At 65.1% G+C, this 20,256-nt stretch carries 18 protein-coding genes; 9 read left to right on the forward strand and 9 right to left on the reverse strand.

Translation table 11 applies throughout. The annotated features are described in order from the left end of the window. Positions 1 to 121: 121 nt before the first annotated feature. Genes GO606_RS01670 through GO606_RS01685 form a run of 4 tightly spaced genes read left to right on the forward strand, consistent with a single transcriptional unit; the run spans position 122 to position 3,472 of the window. On the forward strand, positions 122 to 457 hold the full coding sequence (locus GO606_RS01670) for a PepSY domain-containing protein (protein WP_169117914.1): 336 nt from the start codon (positions 122 to 124) through the stop codon (positions 455 to 457). Continuing rightward, entirely contained in the window at positions 457 to 1,119 is a 663-nt protein-coding gene (locus GO606_RS01675) for a response regulator transcription factor (protein ID WP_169117913.1), read from the forward strand. The genes GO606_RS01670 and GO606_RS01675 overlap by 1 nt, the downstream gene beginning before the upstream one ends. Before the next feature lie 2 nt (positions 1,120 to 1,121). Further along, positions 1,122 to 2,486: a sensor histidine kinase gene (locus GO606_RS01680; RefSeq protein WP_169117912.1), complete on the forward strand. Its 1,365-nt coding sequence runs from the start codon at positions 1,122 to 1,124 to the stop codon at positions 2,484 to 2,486. 53 nt (positions 2,487 to 2,539) lie between these two features. Further along, entirely contained in the window at positions 2,540 to 3,472 is a 933-nt protein-coding gene (locus GO606_RS01685; protein ID WP_169117911.1) for a YcjF family protein, read from the forward strand. A gap of 119 nt (positions 3,473 to 3,591) precedes the next feature. On the opposite strand, the gene pssA is transcribed toward GO606_RS01685, so the two are convergent. The 5 genes from pssA to GO606_RS01710 form a co-directional block, all read right to left on the reverse strand. Further along, positions 3,592 to 4,365 (reverse strand): CDP-diacylglycerol--serine O-phosphatidyltransferase, encoded by a 774-nt coding sequence (gene pssA / locus GO606_RS01690; protein WP_169117910.1) that lies wholly within the window; start codon positions 4,363 to 4,365, stop codon positions 3,592 to 3,594. An 86-nt stretch (positions 4,366 to 4,451) separates the two neighbouring features. Further along, positions 4,452 to 5,099, reverse strand: coding sequence for a phosphatidylserine decarboxylase (locus GO606_RS01695; RefSeq protein WP_169117909.1), 648 nt, complete (start codon positions 5,097 to 5,099; stop codon positions 4,452 to 4,454). A 69-nt stretch (positions 5,100 to 5,168) separates the two neighbouring features. Further along, on the reverse strand, positions 5,169 to 6,185 hold the full coding sequence (ilvC, locus tag GO606_RS01700) for a ketol-acid reductoisomerase (protein WP_011239815.1): 1,017 nt from the start codon (positions 6,183 to 6,185) through the stop codon (positions 5,169 to 5,171). Between the two features lie 114 nt (positions 6,186 to 6,299). Further along, entirely contained in the window at positions 6,300 to 6,791 is a 492-nt protein-coding gene (gene ilvN / locus GO606_RS01705) for an acetolactate synthase small subunit (protein ID WP_011239814.1), read from the reverse strand. Between the two features lie 146 nt (positions 6,792 to 6,937). After that, positions 6,938 to 8,647: an acetolactate synthase 3 catalytic subunit gene (locus GO606_RS01710; RefSeq protein WP_169117908.1), complete on the reverse strand. Its 1,710-nt coding sequence runs from the start codon at positions 8,645 to 8,647 to the stop codon at positions 6,938 to 6,940. Positions 8,648 to 8,768: 121 nt separating this feature from the next. On the opposite strand from GO606_RS01710, the gene GO606_RS01715 reads away from it, so the two are divergent. From GO606_RS01715 to pepN, 5 genes are all read left to right on the forward strand, one after another. Next, positions 8,769 to 9,332 (forward strand): RNA polymerase sigma factor, encoded by a 564-nt coding sequence (locus GO606_RS01715; RefSeq protein WP_169117958.1) that lies wholly within the window; start codon positions 8,769 to 8,771, stop codon positions 9,330 to 9,332. Next, positions 9,329 to 9,703, forward strand: coding sequence for a DUF3619 family protein (locus tag GO606_RS01720; RefSeq protein ID WP_169117907.1), 375 nt, complete (start codon positions 9,329 to 9,331; stop codon positions 9,701 to 9,703). Before GO606_RS01715 ends, GO606_RS01720 begins: the two co-directional genes overlap by 4 nt. Beyond that, positions 9,676 to 10,128: a DUF3106 domain-containing protein gene (locus GO606_RS01725; protein ID WP_169117906.1), complete on the forward strand. Its 453-nt coding sequence runs from the start codon at positions 9,676 to 9,678 to the stop codon at positions 10,126 to 10,128. The genes GO606_RS01720 and GO606_RS01725 overlap by 28 nt, the downstream gene beginning before the upstream one ends. Positions 10,129 to 10,153: 25 nt before the next feature. Further along, positions 10,154 to 10,600, forward strand: a complete 447-nt coding sequence (locus tag GO606_RS01730) for an RDD family protein (RefSeq protein ID WP_211166568.1) — start codon at positions 10,154 to 10,156, stop codon at positions 10,598 to 10,600. Positions 10,601 to 10,794: 194 nt separating this feature from the next. Further along, positions 10,795 to 13,497, forward strand: a complete 2,703-nt coding sequence (gene pepN / locus GO606_RS01735; RefSeq protein ID WP_169117905.1) for an aminopeptidase N — start codon at positions 10,795 to 10,797, stop codon at positions 13,495 to 13,497. Between the two features lie 57 nt (positions 13,498 to 13,554). Here the strand turns inward: pepN and GO606_RS01740 are convergent, their stop codons facing one another. The 4 genes from GO606_RS01740 to GO606_RS01755 all read right to left on the reverse strand — a co-directional run. Continuing rightward, positions 13,555 to 14,898, reverse strand: a complete 1,344-nt coding sequence (locus tag GO606_RS01740; protein ID WP_169117904.1) for an HlyD family type I secretion periplasmic adaptor subunit — start codon at positions 14,896 to 14,898, stop codon at positions 13,555 to 13,557. Beyond that, complete coding sequence (locus GO606_RS01745; protein WP_169117903.1) at positions 14,888 to 16,750, reverse strand: type I secretion system permease/ATPase; 1,863 nt, start codon at positions 16,748 to 16,750, stop codon at positions 14,888 to 14,890. Before GO606_RS01745 ends, GO606_RS01740 begins: the two co-directional genes overlap by 11 nt. Then, positions 16,689 to 17,345, reverse strand: a complete 657-nt coding sequence (locus GO606_RS01750) for a PEP-CTERM sorting domain-containing protein (RefSeq protein ID WP_169117902.1) — start codon at positions 17,343 to 17,345, stop codon at positions 16,689 to 16,691. The genes GO606_RS01745 and GO606_RS01750 overlap by 62 nt, the downstream gene beginning before the upstream one ends. 144 nt (positions 17,346 to 17,489) lie before the next feature. Continuing rightward, positions 17,490 to 20,256 (reverse strand): PKD domain-containing protein (locus GO606_RS01755; RefSeq protein ID WP_246979282.1); only part of this gene is annotated, 2,767 nt, incomplete at its 5' end.

A 20,256-nucleotide genomic window follows, 5' to 3' on the forward strand; every position in this document is an offset into this window, starting at 1 on the left:
GTGTGGAAAGGCGTACCTGAACCGAAGCTGAAGCGGCCGTTCACGGTGTGTTCATGGCGACGCTGCTAAAAACGGGGCTGCCGGAACCCTCGCCGCAGATCGCTACAACCAGGAGTCACTCGTGCGCTTCGCTTCCCTCATTGCCGTCATCGTGTCGTCCGTCCTTGCCTTGGGACCGTCCGCTCTTCTCGCCGATGACGAGCACGACCACGATCGCGCCCGCCGCGCCGTCGAGCGGGGCGAGGTGATGCCGCTGCAACGGATACTCGACAACGTGGAGCGCAATCACCCGGGGCAGGTCATCGAAGTCGAGCTCGAGCAGGAAAAAGGCCGCTGGATATACGAAATCAAGGTGCTGAAGGCGGGCGGCGCGCTCGTCAAGCTGGAGATCGACGCGCGCGACGGCGTCGTCCTGCGTGACCGCGAACGTGCACCGGGAGCAGGAGGGAGGCGCTGATGCATATCCTGGTCGTCGAAGACGAACCGACGCTCGCCGCGCAACTGGTCGAAGCGCTCACCACTGCCGGCTACGCGGTCGACCGCGCCGACAACGGGCGGGACGCCCACTTCATCGGCGACGTGGAACCGCTCGACGCGGTGGTGCTTGATCTGGGCCTGCCGCTGATGGACGGGATCACGGTGCTGAAGAAGTGGCGCGCGGCGGGACGCACGATGCCGGTGCTGATCCTTACTGCACGCGACAACTGGCATGAAAAAGTTGCCGGGATCGATGCCGGTGCCGACGATTACCTCACCAAGCCGTTCCACATGGAAGAGCTTCTCGCGCGCCTGCGGGCACTGATCCGGCGCGCCGGCGGCCACGCGAGCGCCGAGCTCGCGTGCGGTCCGGTATTGCTCGACACGCGCGCCGGACGCGTGAGCGTGAATGGCGCCGCGGTGAACCTGACCAGCCACGAGTTGCGCGTGCTGGACTACCTGATGCACCACCAGGGCGAGATCGTGTCGCGCAGCGATCTCACCGAGCACATCTACGCTCAGGATTTCGACCGCGATTCGAATACCATCGAAGTCTTCATCGGTCGTCTGCGCAAGAAGCTTCCCCCCGGGATGATCGAAACAGTCAGGGGCCTCGGCTACCGCATGGTTTGTCCCGCGTGAACATGTCCGGCGCACCGCCCGGTTCGCTGCGCTTGCGGCTGCTCGCCGGCAGCCTGGTGTGGATCCTCGGGACGCTGACGGTGACCGGGTTCGTTCTCGCCGATCTTTTCCGGCACCACGTCGCGGAGCGGTTCGAAGCTGAACTGCGCATCCATCTCGACCAGCTCACCGCGAATCTCGATTTTGCCCTCGACGGCACCCCGCAATTGCGCGCCGAACTGAGCGACCCGCGGCTGCAGAAGCCGTACTCGGGACTCTACTGGCAGATCGACCGCACTGCGGATGGGGCGCTGCCCGCGGTGCTGCGTTCGCGTTCGCTGTGGGACACGACGCTCCGCGTGCCGCCGGACAGCCCGGCCGACGGCGAACTCCACGTCCACCGCATCGCCGGACCGGACCGCGCCCACGTGGTGATGATGGAGCGCGTAGTCCGGCCGGCTGCTTTCCCCGATCAGCCGCTGCGCCTGATCGTCGCCGCGGACGAGCGCGCCATGACGGACCCGGTGCGCGAGTTCGTCGGCCTGCTTGCGATCGCCCTCGGCGTGCTGGCGGCCGGTCTCGTCGTTGCAGCGGTGCTCCAGGTATCGGTCGGACTTGCGCCGCTGCGCCGGTTGCGCAGTGCGCTCGGCGAAGTGCGCGACGGGCGCACGCGGCGCCTGAACGGCGCCTATCCGAACGAAGTGCAGCCGCTCGTCGACGAACTCAACGCGTTGCTGCAGCACGACGCCGAAGTGGTTACCCGCGCGCGTACCCAGGCAGGCAATCTCGCCCACGCCGTCAAGACGCCGCTGGCGGTGCTCGGCAACGCCGCGGCGCGCGAGGACGGCCCGCTCGCACGTCTCGTCGCCGAGCAGGTCGCGACCGCCCGGCGCCAGGTCGACTATCATCTGGCGCGCGCGCGCGCCGCCGCCGCGGTGCAAGTTCCCGGGATGCGCACGGCGGTGCTTCCGCTGGTCGAATCGCTGGTGCGGGTGATGAAACGCCTGCATGCGGAACGCGACCTCGAGATTGCGATCGAAGCCTGCGCCGGCGATCCCGCTTTTCGCGGCGAAGAGCAGGATTTCCAGGAAATGCTCGGAAACCTCGTCGACAACGCCTGTAAATGGGCGCGTCACCGTGTCGAGATTCGCGTGGCGGTCGAGCACAGCCAGCTCGTGATCGTCGTCGAGGATGACGGCCCAGGGCTTGCTGCGCCGGAGCGCGAATCCGTGTTCGGTCGCGGCGTGCGCGCCGATGAACGCACGCCCGGCTCGGGACTCGGGTTGGCGATCGTGCGTGACCTCGCGCAACTTTATGGCGGCGACGTGCGGCTCGACGCGGCCTCGGCCGGCGGCCTGCGTGTCGTGCTCACGCTGCCGGCGGCGTAGGTTTCGCCGCGATGCCGGCCCTCGAATTTTCCAACGTACCGTGAGAGACAGCAATGAATCCAGAACAGACCCGCTCCCTGATCACCATCTGCCTGATGGCGGCGTTCGCCGATGGACACCAGGACCCGCGCGAGCGCGAGCACGTGCGCCGCGTCGCCGAGTCGCTGTCGGCGCAAGCCGGCATGGACTTCATGCCGCTGTATCAGGACGTGCTGCTCAAGCGCATCAGCCTCGAGCAGGCGGTCGAAGCGCTCGGGAGTCCGGAACTGCGCCAGCTCGCGTTCGAGATGGCCGTCGGCGTGTGTGACGCGGACGGCGTGCATGATGCCGGCGAAACGGCTTTTCTCGACCGGCTCAGCGGCGTGCTGGGACTCGCGCGGGCCGCGTCGGCGGCAATCGTGCGCGACGCCGATGCGCTTGCCGAAGCGCCGGTAGACAAGCCGATTCCCGAAATACCCGCCGCCGCCGGACCCGACCAGGCCGAACTCGACAAGATGATCCTCAACGCCGCGATCCTCAACGGCGCGCTGGAATTGCTGCCCGAGTCGCTGGCGTCGATGGCGATCATCCCGCTGCAGACGCGGCTCGTGTATCGCGTCGGCAAGGCGTACGGCTTCGAACTGGACCGGCGGCACATCGCCGATTTTCTCGCGACCGTCGGAGTCGGCCTGACGTCGCAGTACGTCGAGCAGTTCGGTCGCAAGCTCGTCGGCGGGCTGCTCGGCAAGATGCTTGGCCGCGCGGGCCGGACGATCGGCAGCGAGGCGACGGGCTCGGCGTTCTCGTTCGCGACGACCTATGCGCTCGGGCATGTCGCGAAGCGCTATTACGCGGACGGCCGCAAGCTCGACACGGCGGCGCTGAAGACGAGTTTCGCTCAGCTGACGGACAGCGCGCGCGGCCTGCAGGACCGCTATGCGCCGGAAATCGCCCAGCGCGCCCGCACGCTCGACCTGAAACGCTTGACTGCGGAGCTGCGCGCCTGAGCAGCGGCATCCGGCGGATCGTCAGGGGGTAGCAGTTCCACACGTAACTTGCCGCCCCGAGAGCGCAGGGCTGCCTCGCCTCTCGGCCTTGCGCTGCGCGCTTCTTGTGCAGCCCCGGGTCAGGGGGCCGGTTCGTCGTCTCGCGGTGCGACGGCCGCCTCTTGGGTACGCCGGCGCTGCATGAAGCGCCAGATGTAGACCACGTAGCCGGAGAGGGCATAGCCGAGGAAAAGCGCAAACAGTACGCCGGGCGGGTAACTCGACACCAGTGCGAAGGCCAGCACCAGCGCGATGACGACGATGAACGGCACGCTCTTGCGCAGGTTGATGCTCTTGCCGCTCCAGAAGAGCACGTTGCTGACCATCGACAGACCGCTGAAGATCGTCAGCGCCGCGGCGAACCACCGCACGTCTTCGCCCGTCAGCCCGTTGTCGATGATCACCCACACCAGCCCCGCGATCAATGCCGCGGCGGCAGGACTGGGCAGCCCCTGGAAGTAGCGCTTGTCGATGACGTCGATGTTGGTGTTGAAGCGGGCCAATCGCAGCGCCGCGCCGGCACAATAGATGAACGCCGCGATCCAGCCGAGTTTTCCCATGTCCTTGAGCGCCCACTCGTACATCACCAATGCCGGGGCTGCGCCGAACGAAACCATGTCGGAAAGCGAATCATATTCGGCGCCGAACTCGCTCTGCGTGTGGGTCAGGCGCGCAACACGGCCGTCGAGGCCGTCGAGGACCATCGCGACGAAGATCGCCACCGCCGCATGTTCGAAACGCAGGTTCATCGCCTGCACGATCGCGTAGAAACCGGCGAACAGCGCCGCGGTGGTGAAGAGGTTCGGCAGGATGTAGATGCCGCGCCGGCGTTTCTCGGGGGAGATCATGGGCATGAAGAGGCGTGTTCCGCTATGGGCCGGGATGCCGAATGCCGATTCTAGCGCAGCCCCGGGATGTCATGAAATGCCCCGCGCAATCATCAGGGCAGCTCGGCCAGAATCGTGCTCGATGCCGAAACCTTGTCGCCGATCGTCACCCGGGCGCGGCTGCCCGCGGGCAGGTAGACATCGACGCGCGAGCCGAAACGGATGAAGCCGTAGCGTTGTCCACGGGCAAGCGACGCTCCCGCTTCGACGTAGCACAGAATGCGCCGTGCGATCAGGCCGGCGACCTGCACGCAGGTGACGTCGTGCCCTTCCCGCGTGCGCAGGTGCAGCGCATTGCGTTCGTTCTCCACCGAGGCCTTGTCGAGCGCGGCATTGACGAAACGCCCGGCGTTGTACCAGCGTGCGACGACTTCGCCATCGACCGGGCTGCGATTCGAGTGAACGTTGAACACGTTCATGAACACGCTGATCTTGAGGCTGTCCCGGTCGAGATACGGATCGCGTACCGGCTCGATCGCGACGATCCGGCCGTCGGCAGGCGACAGCACGTCTTTCGCGCCCTGCGGGATCGGCCGCGGCGGATCGCGGAAGAACTGCACGACGAAGATGAACAGCAGCCAGAACGGCAGCGCCCAGCCGAAGCCGGCCGCGCCGTTGATGACCAGCGCGACCGCCAGGGCGATCGCGATGAAAGGCCAGCCTTCGCGGGCGAGGAGCGGATGGGGGTAATTGTTGGACATGATGTCCTCGAGATGAAAAAAGGCCGGGTTCCGGCAAGACGCGGAACCCGGCCTGTTGTTCGAGACAGCTCAGTTTTTCGACTGATCGACGAGCTTGTTCTTCTTGATCCACGGCATCATGTCGCGCAGCTGGCCGCCGACCTGCTCGATCGGATGCGCTGCGTTCAGGCGCCGGCGCGCCGTCATCGACGGGTAGTTCGTGCGGCCTTCCTGGATGAACATCTTCGCGTACTCGCCGGTCTGGATGCGCTTCAGGGCGGCGCGCATCGCTTCGCGCGACTGCTCGTTGATGACTTCCGGGCCGGTCACGTACTCGCCGTACTCCGCATTGTTCGAGATCGAGTAGTTCATGTTCGCGATGCCGCCTTCGTACATCAGGTCGACGATCAGCTTGAGCTCGTGCAGGCACTCGAAGTAGGCCATCTCGGGCGCGTAGCCGGCTTCGGTCAGCGTCTCGAAGCCCATTTTCACGAGCTCGACGGCGCCGCCGCACAGCACGGCCTGTTCGCCGAAGAGATCGGTCTCGGTTTCTTCGCGGAAGTTCGTCTCGATGACACCGCCCTTGGTGCCGCCGTTGGCCGCGGCGTACGACAGCGCGATGTCCTTGGCCTTGCCGGAGCGGTCCTGATGCACCGCGATCAGGGACGGCACGCCGCCGCCCTTGAGGTATTCCGAACGCACGGTGTGGCCTGGGCCCTTCGGCGCCACCATGATGACATCGAGGTCGTCGCGCGGCACGACCTGGTTGTAATGCACGTTGAAGCCGTGCGCGAACGCGAGCGTCGCGCCCTGCTTGATGTTCGGCTCGACGTCGTTGTAATAGACGCCGGGGATGTTCTCGTCGGGCAGCAGGATCATGACGATGTCGGCATTGCTGACGGCTTCTGCGACTTCCCGGACGTCGAGACCGGCGGCTTCGGCCTTCTTCCACGAGGCGCCGCTCTTGCGCAGGCCGACCGTGACCTTGCAGCCGGAATCCTTCAGGTTCTGCGCATGCGCGTGACCCTGCGAGCCGTAGCCGACGATGGTGATCTGCTTGCCCTTGATCAGGGAGAGGTCGGCGTCCTTGTCGTAATAGACTTTCATGTTGTTCCTTTCAGCTTTCGATGGGGAGTGCTTCCGGCGCCCGCCATGATAGCGGCGCTCGCACCGGTCGCAAATGGTTCGGCCGGCGGGTGATTTTGGCAGATGAGTTCGGCGTCAGACTTTCAGGATGCGGTCGCCACGGCCGATGCCGCATACGCCGGAGCGGACGATTTCGAGGATCAGCGCCGGCTCGATGGCATCGATGAAGGCATCGAGCTTCGACTGGTTGCCGGTGAGTTCGATCACGTAGGAGGTGTCGGTCACGTCGATGACGCGGGCGCGAAAGATGTCCGCCATGCGTTTCATCTCGTCGCGGTCCTTGCCGGTTGCGCGGACTTTCGTGATCATCAGCTCGCGCTCGATGTGCGCCGATTCGGAAATGTCGACGACCTTGATGACTTCGACGAGCTTGTTGAGCTGCTTGGTGATCTGCTCGATGATGTCGTCGGAGCCGGACGTGACGATGGTCATGCGTGACATCGAGGCGTCCTCGGTGGGCGCCACGGTCAGCGATTCGATGTTGTAGCCGCGCGCCGAGAACAATCCCGAGACACGCGACAGCGCGCCGGATTCGTTCTCGATCAGCAGGGAGATGACGTGTCTCATGATGTTCTCTTTCGAGGTCTACGATTGAACCGTGCTTCCGCGGATACGGACTGCCGGAAGCCGGCATCCGCGGCGGCGGGGGCCGGTAAGCGCCCCGTCGCACGGCGCGCCGGGGGTGTCGGCGCGCGCCGCGAAACGAACGGTGATTACAGGTCTTCGGCGGACAGGATCATCTCGGTGAGACCCTTGCCGCCCTGAACCATGGGGTAAACGTTTTCGGTCTGGTCGATCTGGAAGTCGAGGAACACCAGGTCGTTCTTGCGGCCGAAAGCTTCACGCAGCGCGCCTTCCACGTCAGCCGGCTTTTCGATCCTGAAGCCGACGTGACCGTAGGATTCGGCGAGCTTCGCGAAATCGGGCAGCGAATCCATGTAGGACTCGGAGTAGCGCTCGCCGTGGAAGAGCTGCTGCCACTGGCGGACCATGCCGAGGTAGCGGTTGTTCAGGTTCACGATCTTGATCGGCAGCCGGAACTGCTTGCACGTCGACAATTCCTGGATGTTCATCTGGATCGACGCTTCGCCGGTGACGCATGCGACCTGGGACCCGAGGTGCGCGAGCTGCGCACCCATAGCGTACGGCAGGCCGACGCCCATCGTGCCGAGGCCGCCGGAGTTGAGCCAGCGGCGCGGCTTGTCGAAGCGGTAGTACTGCGAGGCCCACATCTGATGCTGGCCGACGTCGGATGTGATGAAGGCGTCGCCGCCGGTCACTTCCCATAGCTTCTGGATCACGAACTGCGGCTTGATGATCTCGTCCGAGTTCTTGAACTTCATGCACTCGCGGCGGCGCCATTCGTCAACCTGCTTCCACCACGTGCCGACGGTTTCGACGTCCGGGCGGGCGGACGAGGCTTCGATCTGCCGGATCATCTCTTCGAGCACTTCCTTGACATCGCCGACGATCGGGACATCGACGCGGACGCGCTTCGAGATCGACGACGGATCGATGTCGACGTGGATGATCTTGCGCGGCTCCTCGGCGAAATTGGCCGGATCACCGATGACGCGATCGTCGAAGCGCGCGCCGATGGCGAGCAGCACGTCGCTGTAATGCATCGCCATGTTGGCTTCGTAGGTGCCGTGCATGCCGGGCATGCCAAGGTACTGGCGGTCGCTCGCCGGGTAGCCGCCCAGACCCATCAGAGTGTTGGTGATCGGGAACCCGAGCAGGCGGGTGAGTTTGGTGAGCTGTTCGGCCGCATCCGACAGCACGACACCGCCGCCGGTGTAGATCATCGGGCGCTTGGCTTCGAGCAGCAGCTGCACGGCTTTGCGGATCTGCCCCTGGTGGCCCTTGAGCACCGGATTGTACGAACGCATCGAGACCTCTTTCGGGTACTCGAATTCGCATTTGTGCATCGAGACATCCTTGGGGATGTCGACCAGCACCGGCCCCGGACGGCCGGTCTTGGCGAGGTAGAACGCCTTCTTGATCGTCGTCGCGATGTCGCGGACATCCTTGACGAGGTAGTTGTGCTTGACGCACGGGCGCGTGATGCCGACAGTGTCGACTTCCTGGAATGCGTCCTGTCCGATCGCGGCGGTCGGAACCTGGCCGCTGATGATCACCATCGGGATCGAGTCGCAATAGGCGGTGGCGATGCCGGTGATCGCGTTGGTGGCGCCGGGGCCGGAAGTCACCAGCGCGACGCCGACGGTTTCGGTGCTGCGGGCAAAGCCGTCGGCCGCGTGCACTGCGGCCTGTTCGTGGCGCACCAGTACGTGGCGTACCTTGTCCTGGTTGAAAAGTGCATCGTAGATGAAGAGGACGGCGCCGCCAGGGTAGCCGAACACGTATTCGACCTTTTCTTCCTGAAGACACCTGATTACAATTTCCGCACCAGTCAGCACCATTACAAACTCGCTCGTTGTTACGTTCTAAACGTCGAATGTTACCGGTCACTCGACATTTGGTCAAGGTGGCCGCCGCATTGCAGCAAAGCACTGAACAGTCGGGCTTCTGAAGGATTCACAGCTGGCTTCCCGGGTAGAACTCTCGACCTTCCTCGAAGGCGTCGAAAAGCGTGCGTTCAAGCAGGCCGTGTATGCGCTGAGGACCGACGAGGCGGCGCTGGATGCGGTGCAGGACGCGATGCTCAAGCTCTCGGTCAGCTACGCCGACCGTCCGCCCGCCGAACTCCCGCTGCTGTTCCAGCGCATCCTGCAGAACGTGATCTACGACGCGCTGCGGCGGCAGAAAGTGCGCAACGCGTGGACCACGCTGCTGTCGTCATTCACGTCGGGAGCCGACGACGACAGCGATCCTCTCGATATGCTGACCGCCGACTCCGATGCCGCTCACGCCAGCACGCCGCACGCGCAGTTCGAGCGTGCGAGGATGATGGCGGCGATCGAGCGGGAAATCGCCCGCCTGCCCAATCGTCAACGCGAAGCCTTCCTGCTGCGTTACTGGGAGGAAATGGATGTTTCCGAAACCGCCGCTGCGATGGGGTGTTCGGAGGGGAGCGTGAAGACCCACTGTTCGCGCGCCACGCAAACCTTGGCGGCAGCCCTCAAGGCAAAGGGGATCGTGTTATGAACGAACAGGAGTTCGGGCACAAGCTCGCCGTTCATCTTTCGGCCGCAACCCGCGAAATCGACGGCGAGCTCGCGGACCGCCTGCGCAGTGCACGCGAAGAGGCGCTTCGTGCGAGTTCCCGTGCCGGAAGGCCGGGACGGCTTTTCGGCCGGAAGCTTCGTTTTCGCCTGATGCTTCCCGCCGTGCTCAGGCCTGCCGTACTGGTGTTCGCGGTCCTCGCGACGGTGCTTGCCGGGGATTACTGGGTGACCTGGTCGCGCGTCAATTCGCTCCAGGAAGTGGACACGGCGCTGTTGATCGACGACCTGCCGATCGACGCTTATCTCGACGCGGATTTCAAGGCATGGCTGCAGCAAGACTCGCAATCCTGATCGCAACGCTGATTCTTGCCGGCGCTGCGGGAGCGGTCACACCGATCGGAGCGCCCGGATGGCGCGATTTGAACGCCGAACAGAGGGAAATCCTCGCGCCGCTCGCCGGCGACTGGAACGGCATGAGCGAGCCCCACCGGCAGAAATGGATCGGCATCGCCGACAGCTACGGCCGGCTCACGCGCGAGGAGCAGGAGCGCATCCGCGCCCGCATGAAGGCGTGGGCCGATCTCCAGCCCGAACAGCGCGAACGGGCGCGCGACCAGTACCGGACCTTGCGCAACATTCCTCCCGACAAGCGGGAGTCGCTGCCCGAACTGTGGCAGCGCTACCGCAGCATCCCGCCGGAAGAACGCCAGCCGCAGCACGACAGGCGCGATCGCCGCGCCGAACCGCGCTCGCCGTTGCGCCCGGACGACAAATGAAACTCTCGCTGAACTGGATCTTCGATTGAACACCCCTTTGCCGCCGCGCCCCCGCGTCGAGCTGGCCGGCCTGCGTCGCCGTCTCGCCAGCATGCTGTACGAATCGCTGCTCCTGCTCGGTGTGCTCGGGCTGACATTCATGGTTCCCTATCTTGTGCTCGGCGTCGTCCTGAACGTCGCTCCCGCGGGATGGTTCGCGTGGCTGCATGTGTATCTGGTGCTGGGAGCGTACTTCGTCTGGTATTGGCGACGGCGTGGCCAAACACTGGCGATGCAGACGTGGCGCCTGCAACTCGTGAGGGCGACGGACGGACGTGCACTGCCTGTCGCGACAGCCTGGCTGCGCTACACGCTCGCCTGGCCTTCCGTGCTGTGCTTCGGTCTGGGGCTGGCATGGGCGCTCGTGGACCGCGACCGCCAGTTCCTGCATGACCGGTTGGCGGGAACATGCATCGTGTTTCGGCCAGCCTGACCGGGCACTGCGGCGGACCTGCGTGGCTGGTGCTGGTTGAGGCGGCAGCGCGAAGCGGCTTCCTGCTCCCTGGCATGAACCGCCACGGTCTTCCCGCTCCGTGTGACGCCTTCCGCGCGCCGCATTCGTCCCGTCGCAAATCCTGCGTATACTTTGAATTTGCCTGACTGGATCCGGCTCGACCGGAGACGACAATGAAAACGGAAAACGCCCCCAGCATTCTTCGATCCGACTATGTGCCCCTCGCGTGGCGGATCGACCACCTCGACCTGCACTTCAACCTCGATCCGGTGGCGACGATCGTCAAAAGCCGTCTGCGCTGCGTGCGCAACGCGCTGGCGCCCGCGGCGCCGCTGCGGCTCTTCGGTGAAGACATCGAGCTGCTCGACCTGACGGTCAACGGAGCGCAACCGGCGCCCGATGCAATCAGGCGGACCGCTGACGGAATCGAGATCGCGCTGGAGGGAGAAAGCGCAGAAATCGAAATCGCCACCCGCATCGACCCGTCGGCGAACACCACGCTTTCGGGTCTCTACCTGTCTCGCGGCGGCTTCTTCACCCAATGCGAAGCGGAAGGTTTTCGCCGGATAACTTTCTTTCCCGACCGGCCCGACGCGATGACGCGTTTCACCGTCACGCTGGAGGCGGACACGGCGACGTGCCCGGTGTTGTTGTCGAACGGCAACCTGATCGAACAGGGACCGCTCGACGGGGGCCGACACTACGCCAGGTGGGAGGACCCGTTTCCGAAGCCGTCATATCTCTTCGCGCTCGTCGCGGCGAACCTGGTGTCGCTCGAACGGCGGGTGAACACCGCGTCCGGGCGCGAGGTGCTGCTGCAGGTGTGGGTCGAAGACGGCAATCTCGACCGCGCCGGGCACGCGATGGATTCGCTGATCCATTCGATGCGCTGGGACGAGGAGACTTTCGGCCTCGAACTCGATCTCGACCGCTTCATGATCGTCGCCGTGAGCGACTTCAACATGGGTGCGATGGAGAACAAGGGCCTCAACATCTTCAACTCGAAGTACGTGCTGGCGAAGCCCGACACGGCCACCGACATCGATTACGAGAACATCGAAAGCGTCGTCGCGCACGAGTACTTCCACAACTGGACCGGCAACCGCGTGACCTGCCGCGACTGGTTCCAGCTCACGCTGAAAGAAGGGCTGACGGTATTCCGCGACCAGCAGTTCTCTGCCGACATGCTCGGACGCATGGCCGAGGCGGGGGGCGAGGCCGCTGCTGCGTCGGCCCGGGCGGTGAAGCGCATCGACGACGTGCGCGTGCTGCGCACTGCTCAGTTCGCCGAGGAGGCGGGGCCGATGGCGCATCCGATCCGCCCGGACAGCTATCAGGAAATCAACAACTTCTACACCGCGACGGTGTACGAGAAGGGCGCCGAAGTCATCCGCATGCTGCACACGCTGCTGGGTGCTGAAGGGTTTCGCAACGGCATGGACCTGTACTTCAGCTACCACGACGGTCAGGCGGTGACCTGCGACGATTTCGTCGACTGCATGGCCGAAGCGAACGGCCGCGACCTCGACCAGTTCATGCGCTGGTATGGCCAGGCCGGCACGCCGCGAGTCACGGCGCAAGGGCGCTACGACGCCGAAAGCCGCAGCTACACGCTGACGCTGACACAGCACACTCCACCGACGCCGGGCCAGCCTGAAAAGCTGCCGCTCGTGATTCCGGTCGCGGTCGGCCTGATCGGCCCGGACGGCGCCGATCTGCCGCTGCGGCTGCAGGCCGACAACCACGGCGCGACGACGAAACTGATCGAGCTGACCGAAGCGGAGCAAAGCTTCCAGTTCACGGACCTCGACTTCGAGCCCGTGCCTTCGCTGCTGCGCGGTTTTTCCGCCCCGGTGATTCTCGAACTCGACGAGGACGACGCGCGGCTCGCGTTCCGCATGGCGCACGACTCCGATGCGTTCAACCGCTGGGACGCGGCGCAGCGCTATGCGGAGCGGGTCGTCCTTGCGCTCGCTGCCGACGCCGCCGCAGGCCGTCCGCTGGCGGTACCGGCCGCTTTTGTCCAAGCCTTCCGCGCCTTGCTGACGAATGACGGGCTCGACCCCGCTTTCAGGGCGCAGGCCGCTGCGCTACCTGCCGAAGCCTATCTGCTCGAACGGATGGCGGTGGCCGACCCCGCGCCGCTGCGCGCGGCGCTGATGGCGCTGATGCGCGAGCTGGGCGGAGCGCTCGCCGAGGAGTGGCTGACGCTTTACAAAAAGCATGAAGTGAGCGGGCCGTACCGCTATCACCCGGCCGATGCGGGACGGCGCGCGCTGCGCAGCCTCGCGCTGAAGTATCTAGCCGCCGCCGGGGTCGGCGAAGGTCTCGAGCGGGCGCAGGCGCAATTCGAGCGCTTCGACAACATGACGGAAGGCTTCGGTGCGCTCGCCGCGCTGGTCCACAGCGCGAGTCCGGCACGCGAGGCCGCGCTCGACGCGTTTCACCGCCGCTACCGCGACGACGCGCTCGTGCTCGACAAGTGGTTCGCGCTGCAGGCCGGCGCGTGGCGCTGGGATGCCGAGGCCGCACCAGTGCTCGAACGGGTGCGCAGGCTGATGGAAGATCCGGGTTTCAGCACCGAGAATCCGAACAAGGTCTATGCGCTGCTCGGGAGTTTTTTCCGCGCCAATCCGGCAGAGTTCCATCTGCCGGACGGCAGCGGCTACGTGTTCTGGGCCGAGCAGGTGCTGGCGCTCGACCGGCGCAACCCCCAGGTCGCGTCGCGCATCGCACGGGCGCTCGAGAGCTGGCGCCGGTTTACTCCCGAAATCCGGGATCGCGTCGGCGTGCAACTCGAGCGCGTGCGCAGCGTCACCGGACTGTCACCCGACGTCGCAGAGATCATCGACAAGGCGCTGGGGGAGGGGGTCTAGCCGACTTACCGACTTCGGCCTGCCCGGCCTGACATTGCATGGCCCGAAGCCTGATCTTCAGCGCTCTCGCCATGCCTTGTCGAAGCTGGCGATGATCGGATGCAGAAGATAGTCGACGAATGTGCGTTTTCCAGTGCGCATAAAAACATCGGCCAGCATTCCCGGTTGCACCTTCTGGTCGCCGAGCCGAGCCAGTTCCGATTCAGGGACTTCAATCTTGGTGACGAAGTAAATGCGTCCGGTGACCGGGTCTTCGATGGCGTCGGCAGAAACATAGCGCACCTTGCCGTTCAGTTCGGGGGTTGCACGACGATCGAAGGCTGCAAGCTGTACACCGGCGTCAAGATCCAGCCGCACGCGGTCGATATCTTCCGGACGAACCTGTGCCTCAATGATGAGACGGTCATTAGTCGGCACGATGTCCAGCAGAACTTCGCCGGGGGCAATCACCCCACCGAGCGTATGAGCCTTGAGGTCCACGGCAATACCGTCGACGGGTGCCTTCAATTCGGTCTGCGCCAGCACATATTTGGCCGCGCCCATCCGCTCCAGGTAGTCGAAGGCTTCGTTCTGAACCTTGCGCAGTTCGGCCACGACATCTTCGTGAAATCCCTTGCGGAGCTGGAATTTCTCCAGTTCCTTTTCCCCGATGGCGGATTTCGCGACGGCTATATCCGACACATGCTCTGCACGCTCGCCCTCGATCTGAGCGATCTCACGTTCGAGCGTGCGATATTTTGTCTTCTCTACCATGCCTTTACCAAGCAGGTCGGTGAGGCTGGAGAGCTCGATTTTGAGACTCTTGAGTTGTGCTTCCTTGGCGTCACGCTGGCCGGCGATGCCTTGAATTTCGTTCTGTCGAGCAGCGATTTGCTTGTCGAGGATCTCGAGTTGGCCGATCAAAGAGGCCCGTCGGGCGGCATGCATCGACTCTTGTGAGCGCAGGATCTCCGCAACTTTTGGGTCGTTCTTTCGCGACAGGAGTTCGGCAGGCCAAGGAATCGCCTCCAGTCTGTCGCGCTCGGCCATGAGGCGGCTTAGCTGGGCGATCGCCGCGTCGTACTGGGCCTGAAAGATACCGTGGGAAGCGCCTGCGCGCGTTTCGTCAAGGCGAATCAGGACTTGCCCGGCTTTCACGCGGTCCCCGTCACGCACCAGAATCTCCCGGATGACGCCGCCTTCCTGATGTTGAATCTTCTTGCGGCTTGTATCGACCTTGACGACGCCGGGTGCGACGACAGCGCTGGCAAGGGGCACGAGGGTCGACCAGGCGATGGTGAGTCCGAAGCTCAGCAGCAGGATTACCAGGCCGATAACGGTCCAGCGGCCGATCCCGCGTTCGGCATCGCGGACGGCGGATTCTTCCGGGGATCCAGGACCGGGCGCCAGCTCAAAGCGCATTGGGCGCCTCCTGTGCGGTGCCGCCCGGGTGCCCGGCGGTCGACATCGGGCGGCGGGTGATCTGCGGCATCAGCTCGCTGGTCGGGCCGAAGAGCGCGATCGCGCCGCGCTGGATCACCATCAGCAACTCGGTTCCGCCAAGCAGGGTCGGCCGGTGGGCGATGACGATTACCGTATGGCCTGCGGAGCGCAATTCGTCGAGCGCCTGCCGCACGATCGCCTCGCCCTCCGCATCGAGATTCGAGGTCGGCTCATCGAGCACGATCAGCGCGGGCAGGCCATACAGAGCCCGTGCGAGACCGATGCGCTGGCGTTGACCTCCCGAAAGATTGGCGCCGTTCGGGCCGATGATGGTGTCGTAGCCAGCGGGCAGCTCGAGAATCATCTGGTGCGCTCCGACGCGTCGAGCCGCGTCGACCACCTGTTCGGCATCGACCTTGCCGAAACGCGCGATATTGTCGGCCACCGTGCCAGGAAAGAGTTCGATGTCCTGCGGCAGGTAACCGAGATAGGGTCCGACCTCCTCGCGCCGCCAGTCGCTGATGGCGACACCGTCGAGTCTCACGGTCCCGGACTTCGGCGCCCAAACGCCAACGAGAAGGCGCACCAGCGACGATTTTCCCGCGCCGCTGGGGCCGGTGATGCCGAGCACCTGGCCACGTTCCAGCTGGAATGAAACGCCGTTGATGACGTTCCTGCCGCCGTCGGGAGGTCCTGCGAAAAGGTTGTCCACATGAAGATTGCCCCTGGGCGCGGGAAGCGGCATGCGGTCATCCTGTTCGGTCAAGGTACCGAGCGTTTTCTGCAAGCGATCGTAGGAGGATCGTGCAGCCAGAAAACCGCGCCAGCTACCGATCGCCGATTCGACCGGAGCCAATCCGCGACCCATGATGATGGACGCGGCGATCATCGCGCCGGCGGTGATCTGCTGCTCGATCACCAGGTAGGCGCCGGCACCGAGCACCGCAACCTGCAGACAGAATCGCACCGACTTTGCAGTCGCCGTGATGCTGCCGGCCCGGTCGCTGGCGACCGCCTGCAACGCCAGACCCGCGGCATGCGGCTTGTGCCAGCGCGCCATTAATCCCGGCAGCATGCCCATGGCGCGGACCACTTCGGAATTGCGTGCGGCGTGCTCGGCAAACTGGGTGCTGCCGGCCAGTTCGGCGCCGGCTTCCGCCAGCAGCCCCCGGGTGGCGCGCTCGCTGATGAGGCCGATCGCAAGCAGAATCATGGCCCCGGCGAGGGCGACATGCCCCAGCAGAGGGTGAAGGAGATAGACCAGGCCGACGTAAAGCGGAACCCAGGGCGCGTCGAGCAGCGCGAGCACGCCGGCGCCTGTGAGAAAGCCGCGCAGAGCATCGAGATCGCGAAATGCCTGGCCGTTGTGCCCGGAAACCAGCACCACGCGGAACGTGCGGACCGAGAGCAGCCCGTCGATCTGCGCGCCCAGACGCACCAGAATGCGCGATCGCACCATTTCCAGCAGCCCCATTGTCAGCAGGCTGGCGATGGCGAACAGCGTGATGTAGAGCAAGGTCTCGTGGCTGCGCGAGGCCAGCACCCGGTCATAGACCTGAAGCATGTAGAGCGGTGCGGTCAGCATCAGCAAGTTGATGAAGAAGCTGAAAAAGCCGACTCGTAACATGACCCGTTGGGCACGACCCATCGCGTGGGCGAGAGCATTGATCGTCACGGCGTGTTCCCGCAGTTCGGGGGGGCGAGTCAATATCGTGTAACGCGAACCAGCCGCAGGCGCCGGCTCGCGATCGGCAACACGACGGTCCTGCTCAGACAGCATGCTTGCGGCGGCCGGCCAGGCCAGCGAGTGCAGCGATACCGAGAAGAGCAAGCGCGCCCGGTTCCGGAACACCCTGGGTCACCGCTTCGCCGGTCACGGCAAAGGCCAGATCCGGAGGCAGCATCGCCCAGACGTCGCCATCCACGCCTCGGAAAGCGCTGACGCTGTCGCCCTCGGCGCTCTCGAGCCAGAACCAGAATTCCTGGTCGGTGTCGAGGAACACCGAGAGATAGGCCGACCCGTCAAGCTGCAAGGGCGTGCTCAGCGTCAGGTCGAACTCGAAGATGGGGGTCGCGGCGGAGTCGGTCAGGGATGTCGGTCTCGCAATGATCGATCCACCCAGCGTGTCGAACGTGTCCGGTGCCGTCGCGACATCATCGAACAGGCGGACGACGAAGAGACTGACATCGCTGACCTCGGTCCCCCACCAGCGAAATCCGGTCACCGTCGAGGGGCCGGCCAGTGAGAAGGCATCCGCGTTCTGGAACCCGAAGAATCCAGCGATGGAATACTCGGCTTCGATTGCCTCGCCCGCATCCAGCGGCGCCTGGGCGTACAGAACCGCCGCTTGTGCGGCCGTGCTCAGGGCCGATGTGACAGCAAGTGCGCACAGAAACGAGCGAAAGTATCTTGGAAGGCAGGCCATGGCAGTTCCTCTTGCGAGTAAGGGAGGCATAAAGACGTGAGAGGGGGGAGGCAAGGTGGGTTACCGAGTGGCGATTTGATTCCCGTTTCCATCGCAGCGGCAAAAAGGGCCGGCGCTCCGCGCAGCGCACGCCGGCCGCCTGATTCAGAAACCATCTCCCGCACCGAACAGACCGTTGGTGCCGACGGTTTCGGCAGGCAGAAACTCGAACTCGACCGCATCGATGAGGAATTCGCTGCCGTGCAGCTTCCCGCCGCTGGTGAAGAGTGCGAAACCGAAACCTCCGTCTGCGGTGCCATAGCCGCCACTGACAAAATCGGTGCCGTCATAGGCGCCGGCGGTAACCACCAGAGAGTGAAAACCGCTTGCAACCTCCAAAGTCACCTGCTTGCTGCCGTCGGTGCTGTCGGCGACGAAGGTCTGCTCCGCGACCAGGTTGCCCTGCTCGTCGAAAGCCTGAACGCGCCCGGCTTCGGCAAACATCAGACCGTCGTCCTGAAGGTAGAAGCGCGACAGGTCGATCGTCGCACGAGACGCATCGTCGGCGAGTTCGAAGCGCAGGGCTTCGCTGCCATCGATTTCCTGCCTTACCGGGCTGCTTGCCGCAGTCTGGCCACTGACTCCGAGATCGCCCAGATACACATCACTACCCGCCAAACTCACCGGGCTCCCGCTCTGGAACGTAACGGGCGTCCACGCCTCCGCCGCGTTCTCGCCATCCGCCTTGTGCGTAATGTCGATTTGCGGATGACTCCAGGCCTCCGCCCAGGCATCGCGGTTTGCGGCGGTGAGACGGGCAGGGGCATCGCCAATGCTGATGACCTCGGGCTCGGCGGTCGGGCTGACCGCGACTGCCAGCGTGCCGGCATCGTTGTGGGTGCCGTCCTCGTCGACGAGCCCCACCCGGACGGTGAAGCTGCCGGTGGCGGTGTAGGTGTGGGTGACATCGCCGGCCGCGGCGACGGTGTCGGTGTTGCCGTCGCCCCAGTCGATCAGGTAATCGCTGACGGTGTCGTCGCCGGGGTCGGTGACCGCGCCGAGGCCGAGGGTGTAGGTCTGACCGACGAGCCCGGTGGCCGCACCGGCCAGTGCGATCAGGGGGGCGACGTTGTTGACGGTGACGTCGCGGGTCTCGGTGCGGCTGCCGCCGTCCTCGTCGGCGACGGTGACGCTGATCGTGCGGGCGGTGGCATTGACCGGGCCGTCCTCATCGTCGGTGAAGACATGGTCGATGCTGCCGCCGAGCGTGGCGAGTTCGGCCGCCGTGACGCTTTGCGCGGCGCTGCCGTCGCCCCAGTCGATCGTGTAGCCGAGCGTGTCGGCCGCGCCCGCCGGATCGCTGCCGCTGATCGCCAGCGTGTAGGTGGCACCTTCGTCCACGCTCGTCACACCGTCGAGCACGACGTCGGGCGCGACGTTGGCGACCGTCAGTGTGAAGCTGTCGGTGGCGCTCTCGCCGGGCTCATCCGTGACGGTGACGCTGACGGTGTGCGTGGCATCGCCATCGGCATAGAGGTGATTCAGGTCCAGACTCCGGACCAGCGTAGTATCCGATACGACAGTGCCGTCGCCATAGTCGATCTGGTACGTCCAGCCGTCGCCGCCGCCGTCTTCGCTGTCGCTGAAGGCGAGCGTGCGGGTGAAGGTGTCGCCTTCATTCACGGCCGCGTCCGGTCCGGCGTCGATGGCAACGGTAGGTGTGGCGGCATTGACGGTCACATCGAGCGTGCCGGCGTCGGCATGGGTGCCGTCCTCGTCGACGAGCCCGACCCGGACAGTGAAGCTGCCGGTGGCGGTGTAGGTGTGGGTGACATCGCCGGCCGCGGCGACGGTGTCGGTATTGCCGTCGCCCCAGTCGATCTGGTAATCGCTGACGGTGTCGTCGCCGGGGTCGGTGACCGCGCCGAGGCCGAGAGTGTAAGTCTGATCGACGACCCCGGTGGCCGCACCGGCCAGTGCGATCAGGGGGGCGACGTTATTGACGGTGACGTCGCGGGTCTCGGTGCGGCTGCCGCCGTCCTCGTCGGCGACGGTGACGCTGATCGTGCGGGCGGTAGCATTGACCGGGCCGTCCTCATCGTCGGTGAAAACATGATCGACGCTGCCGCCGAGAGTGGCGAGTTCGGCCGCCGTGACGCTTTGCACGGCGCTGCCATCGCCCCAGTCGATCGTGTAGCCGAGCGTGTCGGCGGCGCCCGCCGGATCGCTGCCGCTGATCGCCAGCGAGTAGGTGTCGCCCTCATCGAGGCTCGCCACACCATCGAGGATGACGCCGGGCGCGACGTTGGCGACCGTGACCGCCTTGGTGCCGGCGACGAAGCTGCCGTCCTCGTCGGTCACCGACACCGTGATGGTGGGATCGGTCGGGCCGTCGGTGTAGGTATGGGTGGCGACGCCGGCCAGTGCCGCGTACTCGGCCGGCGTCAGATCGACGACCGTGCCGTCGCCCCAGTCGATGCGGTAGGCGGTCGGGGTGTCCGCGCCGGGGTCAACCAGGGCACCGAAGTTCAAGGTGTAGAGGCTGCCTTCGTCGACCGTGTCGGCGCCGCTGAGGGCGATCGCCGGTGCGACGTTGGCGACCGTCAGCGTGAAGCTGTCGTTGTCGCTCTCGCCGGGTTCATCGGTGACAGTGACGCTGACGGTGGGCGTGGCATCGCCGTCGGCATAGAGGTGATTGAGCTCGACGCTGCGGATCAGGGTGGTGTCGTTGACCACCGTGCCGTCACCGTAGTCGATCTGGTAGCTCCAGCCATCGCCGCCGCCGTCTTCGCTGTCGCTGAAGGCGATCGTGCGGGTGAAGGTGTCGCCTTCATTCACCGTCGCGTCCGGGCCGGCGTCGACCTGCAGCGAGGTCTCGGCGTCGAGATCGATGATTTCGCCGATGGCGAACAACTCGTCGTCCACTCCGGCA

This window comes from Aromatoleum anaerobium, assembly GCF_012910705.2.
In the GTDB taxonomy this organism is placed as follows: domain Bacteria; phylum Pseudomonadota; class Gammaproteobacteria; order Burkholderiales; family Rhodocyclaceae; genus Aromatoleum; species Aromatoleum anaerobium.

Coding starts and splice junctions, on each gene's coding strand:
- GO606_RS01675 (WP_169117913.1), top strand. CDS start 457: ATGCATATCCTGGTCGTCGAAGACGAACCGACGCTCGCCGCGCAACTG.
- GO606_RS01680 (WP_169117912.1), top strand. CDS start 1,122: ATGTCCGGCGCACCGCCCGGTTCGCTGCGCTTGCGGCTGCTCGCCGGC.
- GO606_RS01685 (WP_169117911.1), top strand. CDS start 2,540: ATGAATCCAGAACAGACCCGCTCCCTGATCACCATCTGCCTGATGGCG.
- pssA (WP_169117910.1), bottom strand. CDS start 4,365: ATGCCCATGATCTCCCCCGAGAAACGCCGGCGCGGCATCTACATCCTG.
- GO606_RS01695 (WP_169117909.1), bottom strand. CDS start 5,099: ATGTCCAACAATTACCCCCATCCGCTCCTCGCCCGCGAAGGCTGGCCT.
- ilvC (WP_011239815.1), bottom strand. CDS start 6,185: ATGAAAGTCTATTACGACAAGGACGCCGACCTCTCCCTGATCAAGGGC.
- ilvN (WP_011239814.1), bottom strand. CDS start 6,791: ATGAGACACGTCATCTCCCTGCTGATCGAGAACGAATCCGGCGCGCTG.
- GO606_RS01710 (WP_169117908.1), bottom strand. CDS start 8,647: ATGGTGCTGACTGGTGCGGAAATTGTAATCAGGTGTCTTCAGGAAGAA.
- GO606_RS01720 (WP_169117907.1), top strand. CDS start 9,329: ATGAACGAACAGGAGTTCGGGCACAAGCTCGCCGTTCATCTTTCGGCC.
- GO606_RS01725 (WP_169117906.1), top strand. CDS start 9,676: ATGGCTGCAGCAAGACTCGCAATCCTGATCGCAACGCTGATTCTTGCC.
- pepN (WP_169117905.1), top strand. CDS start 10,795: ATGAAAACGGAAAACGCCCCCAGCATTCTTCGATCCGACTATGTGCCC.
- GO606_RS01740 (WP_169117904.1), bottom strand. CDS start 14,898: ATGCGCTTTGAGCTGGCGCCCGGTCCTGGATCCCCGGAAGAATCCGCC.
- GO606_RS01750 (WP_169117902.1), bottom strand. CDS start 17,345: ATGGCCTGCCTTCCAAGATACTTTCGCTCGTTTCTGTGCGCACTTGCT.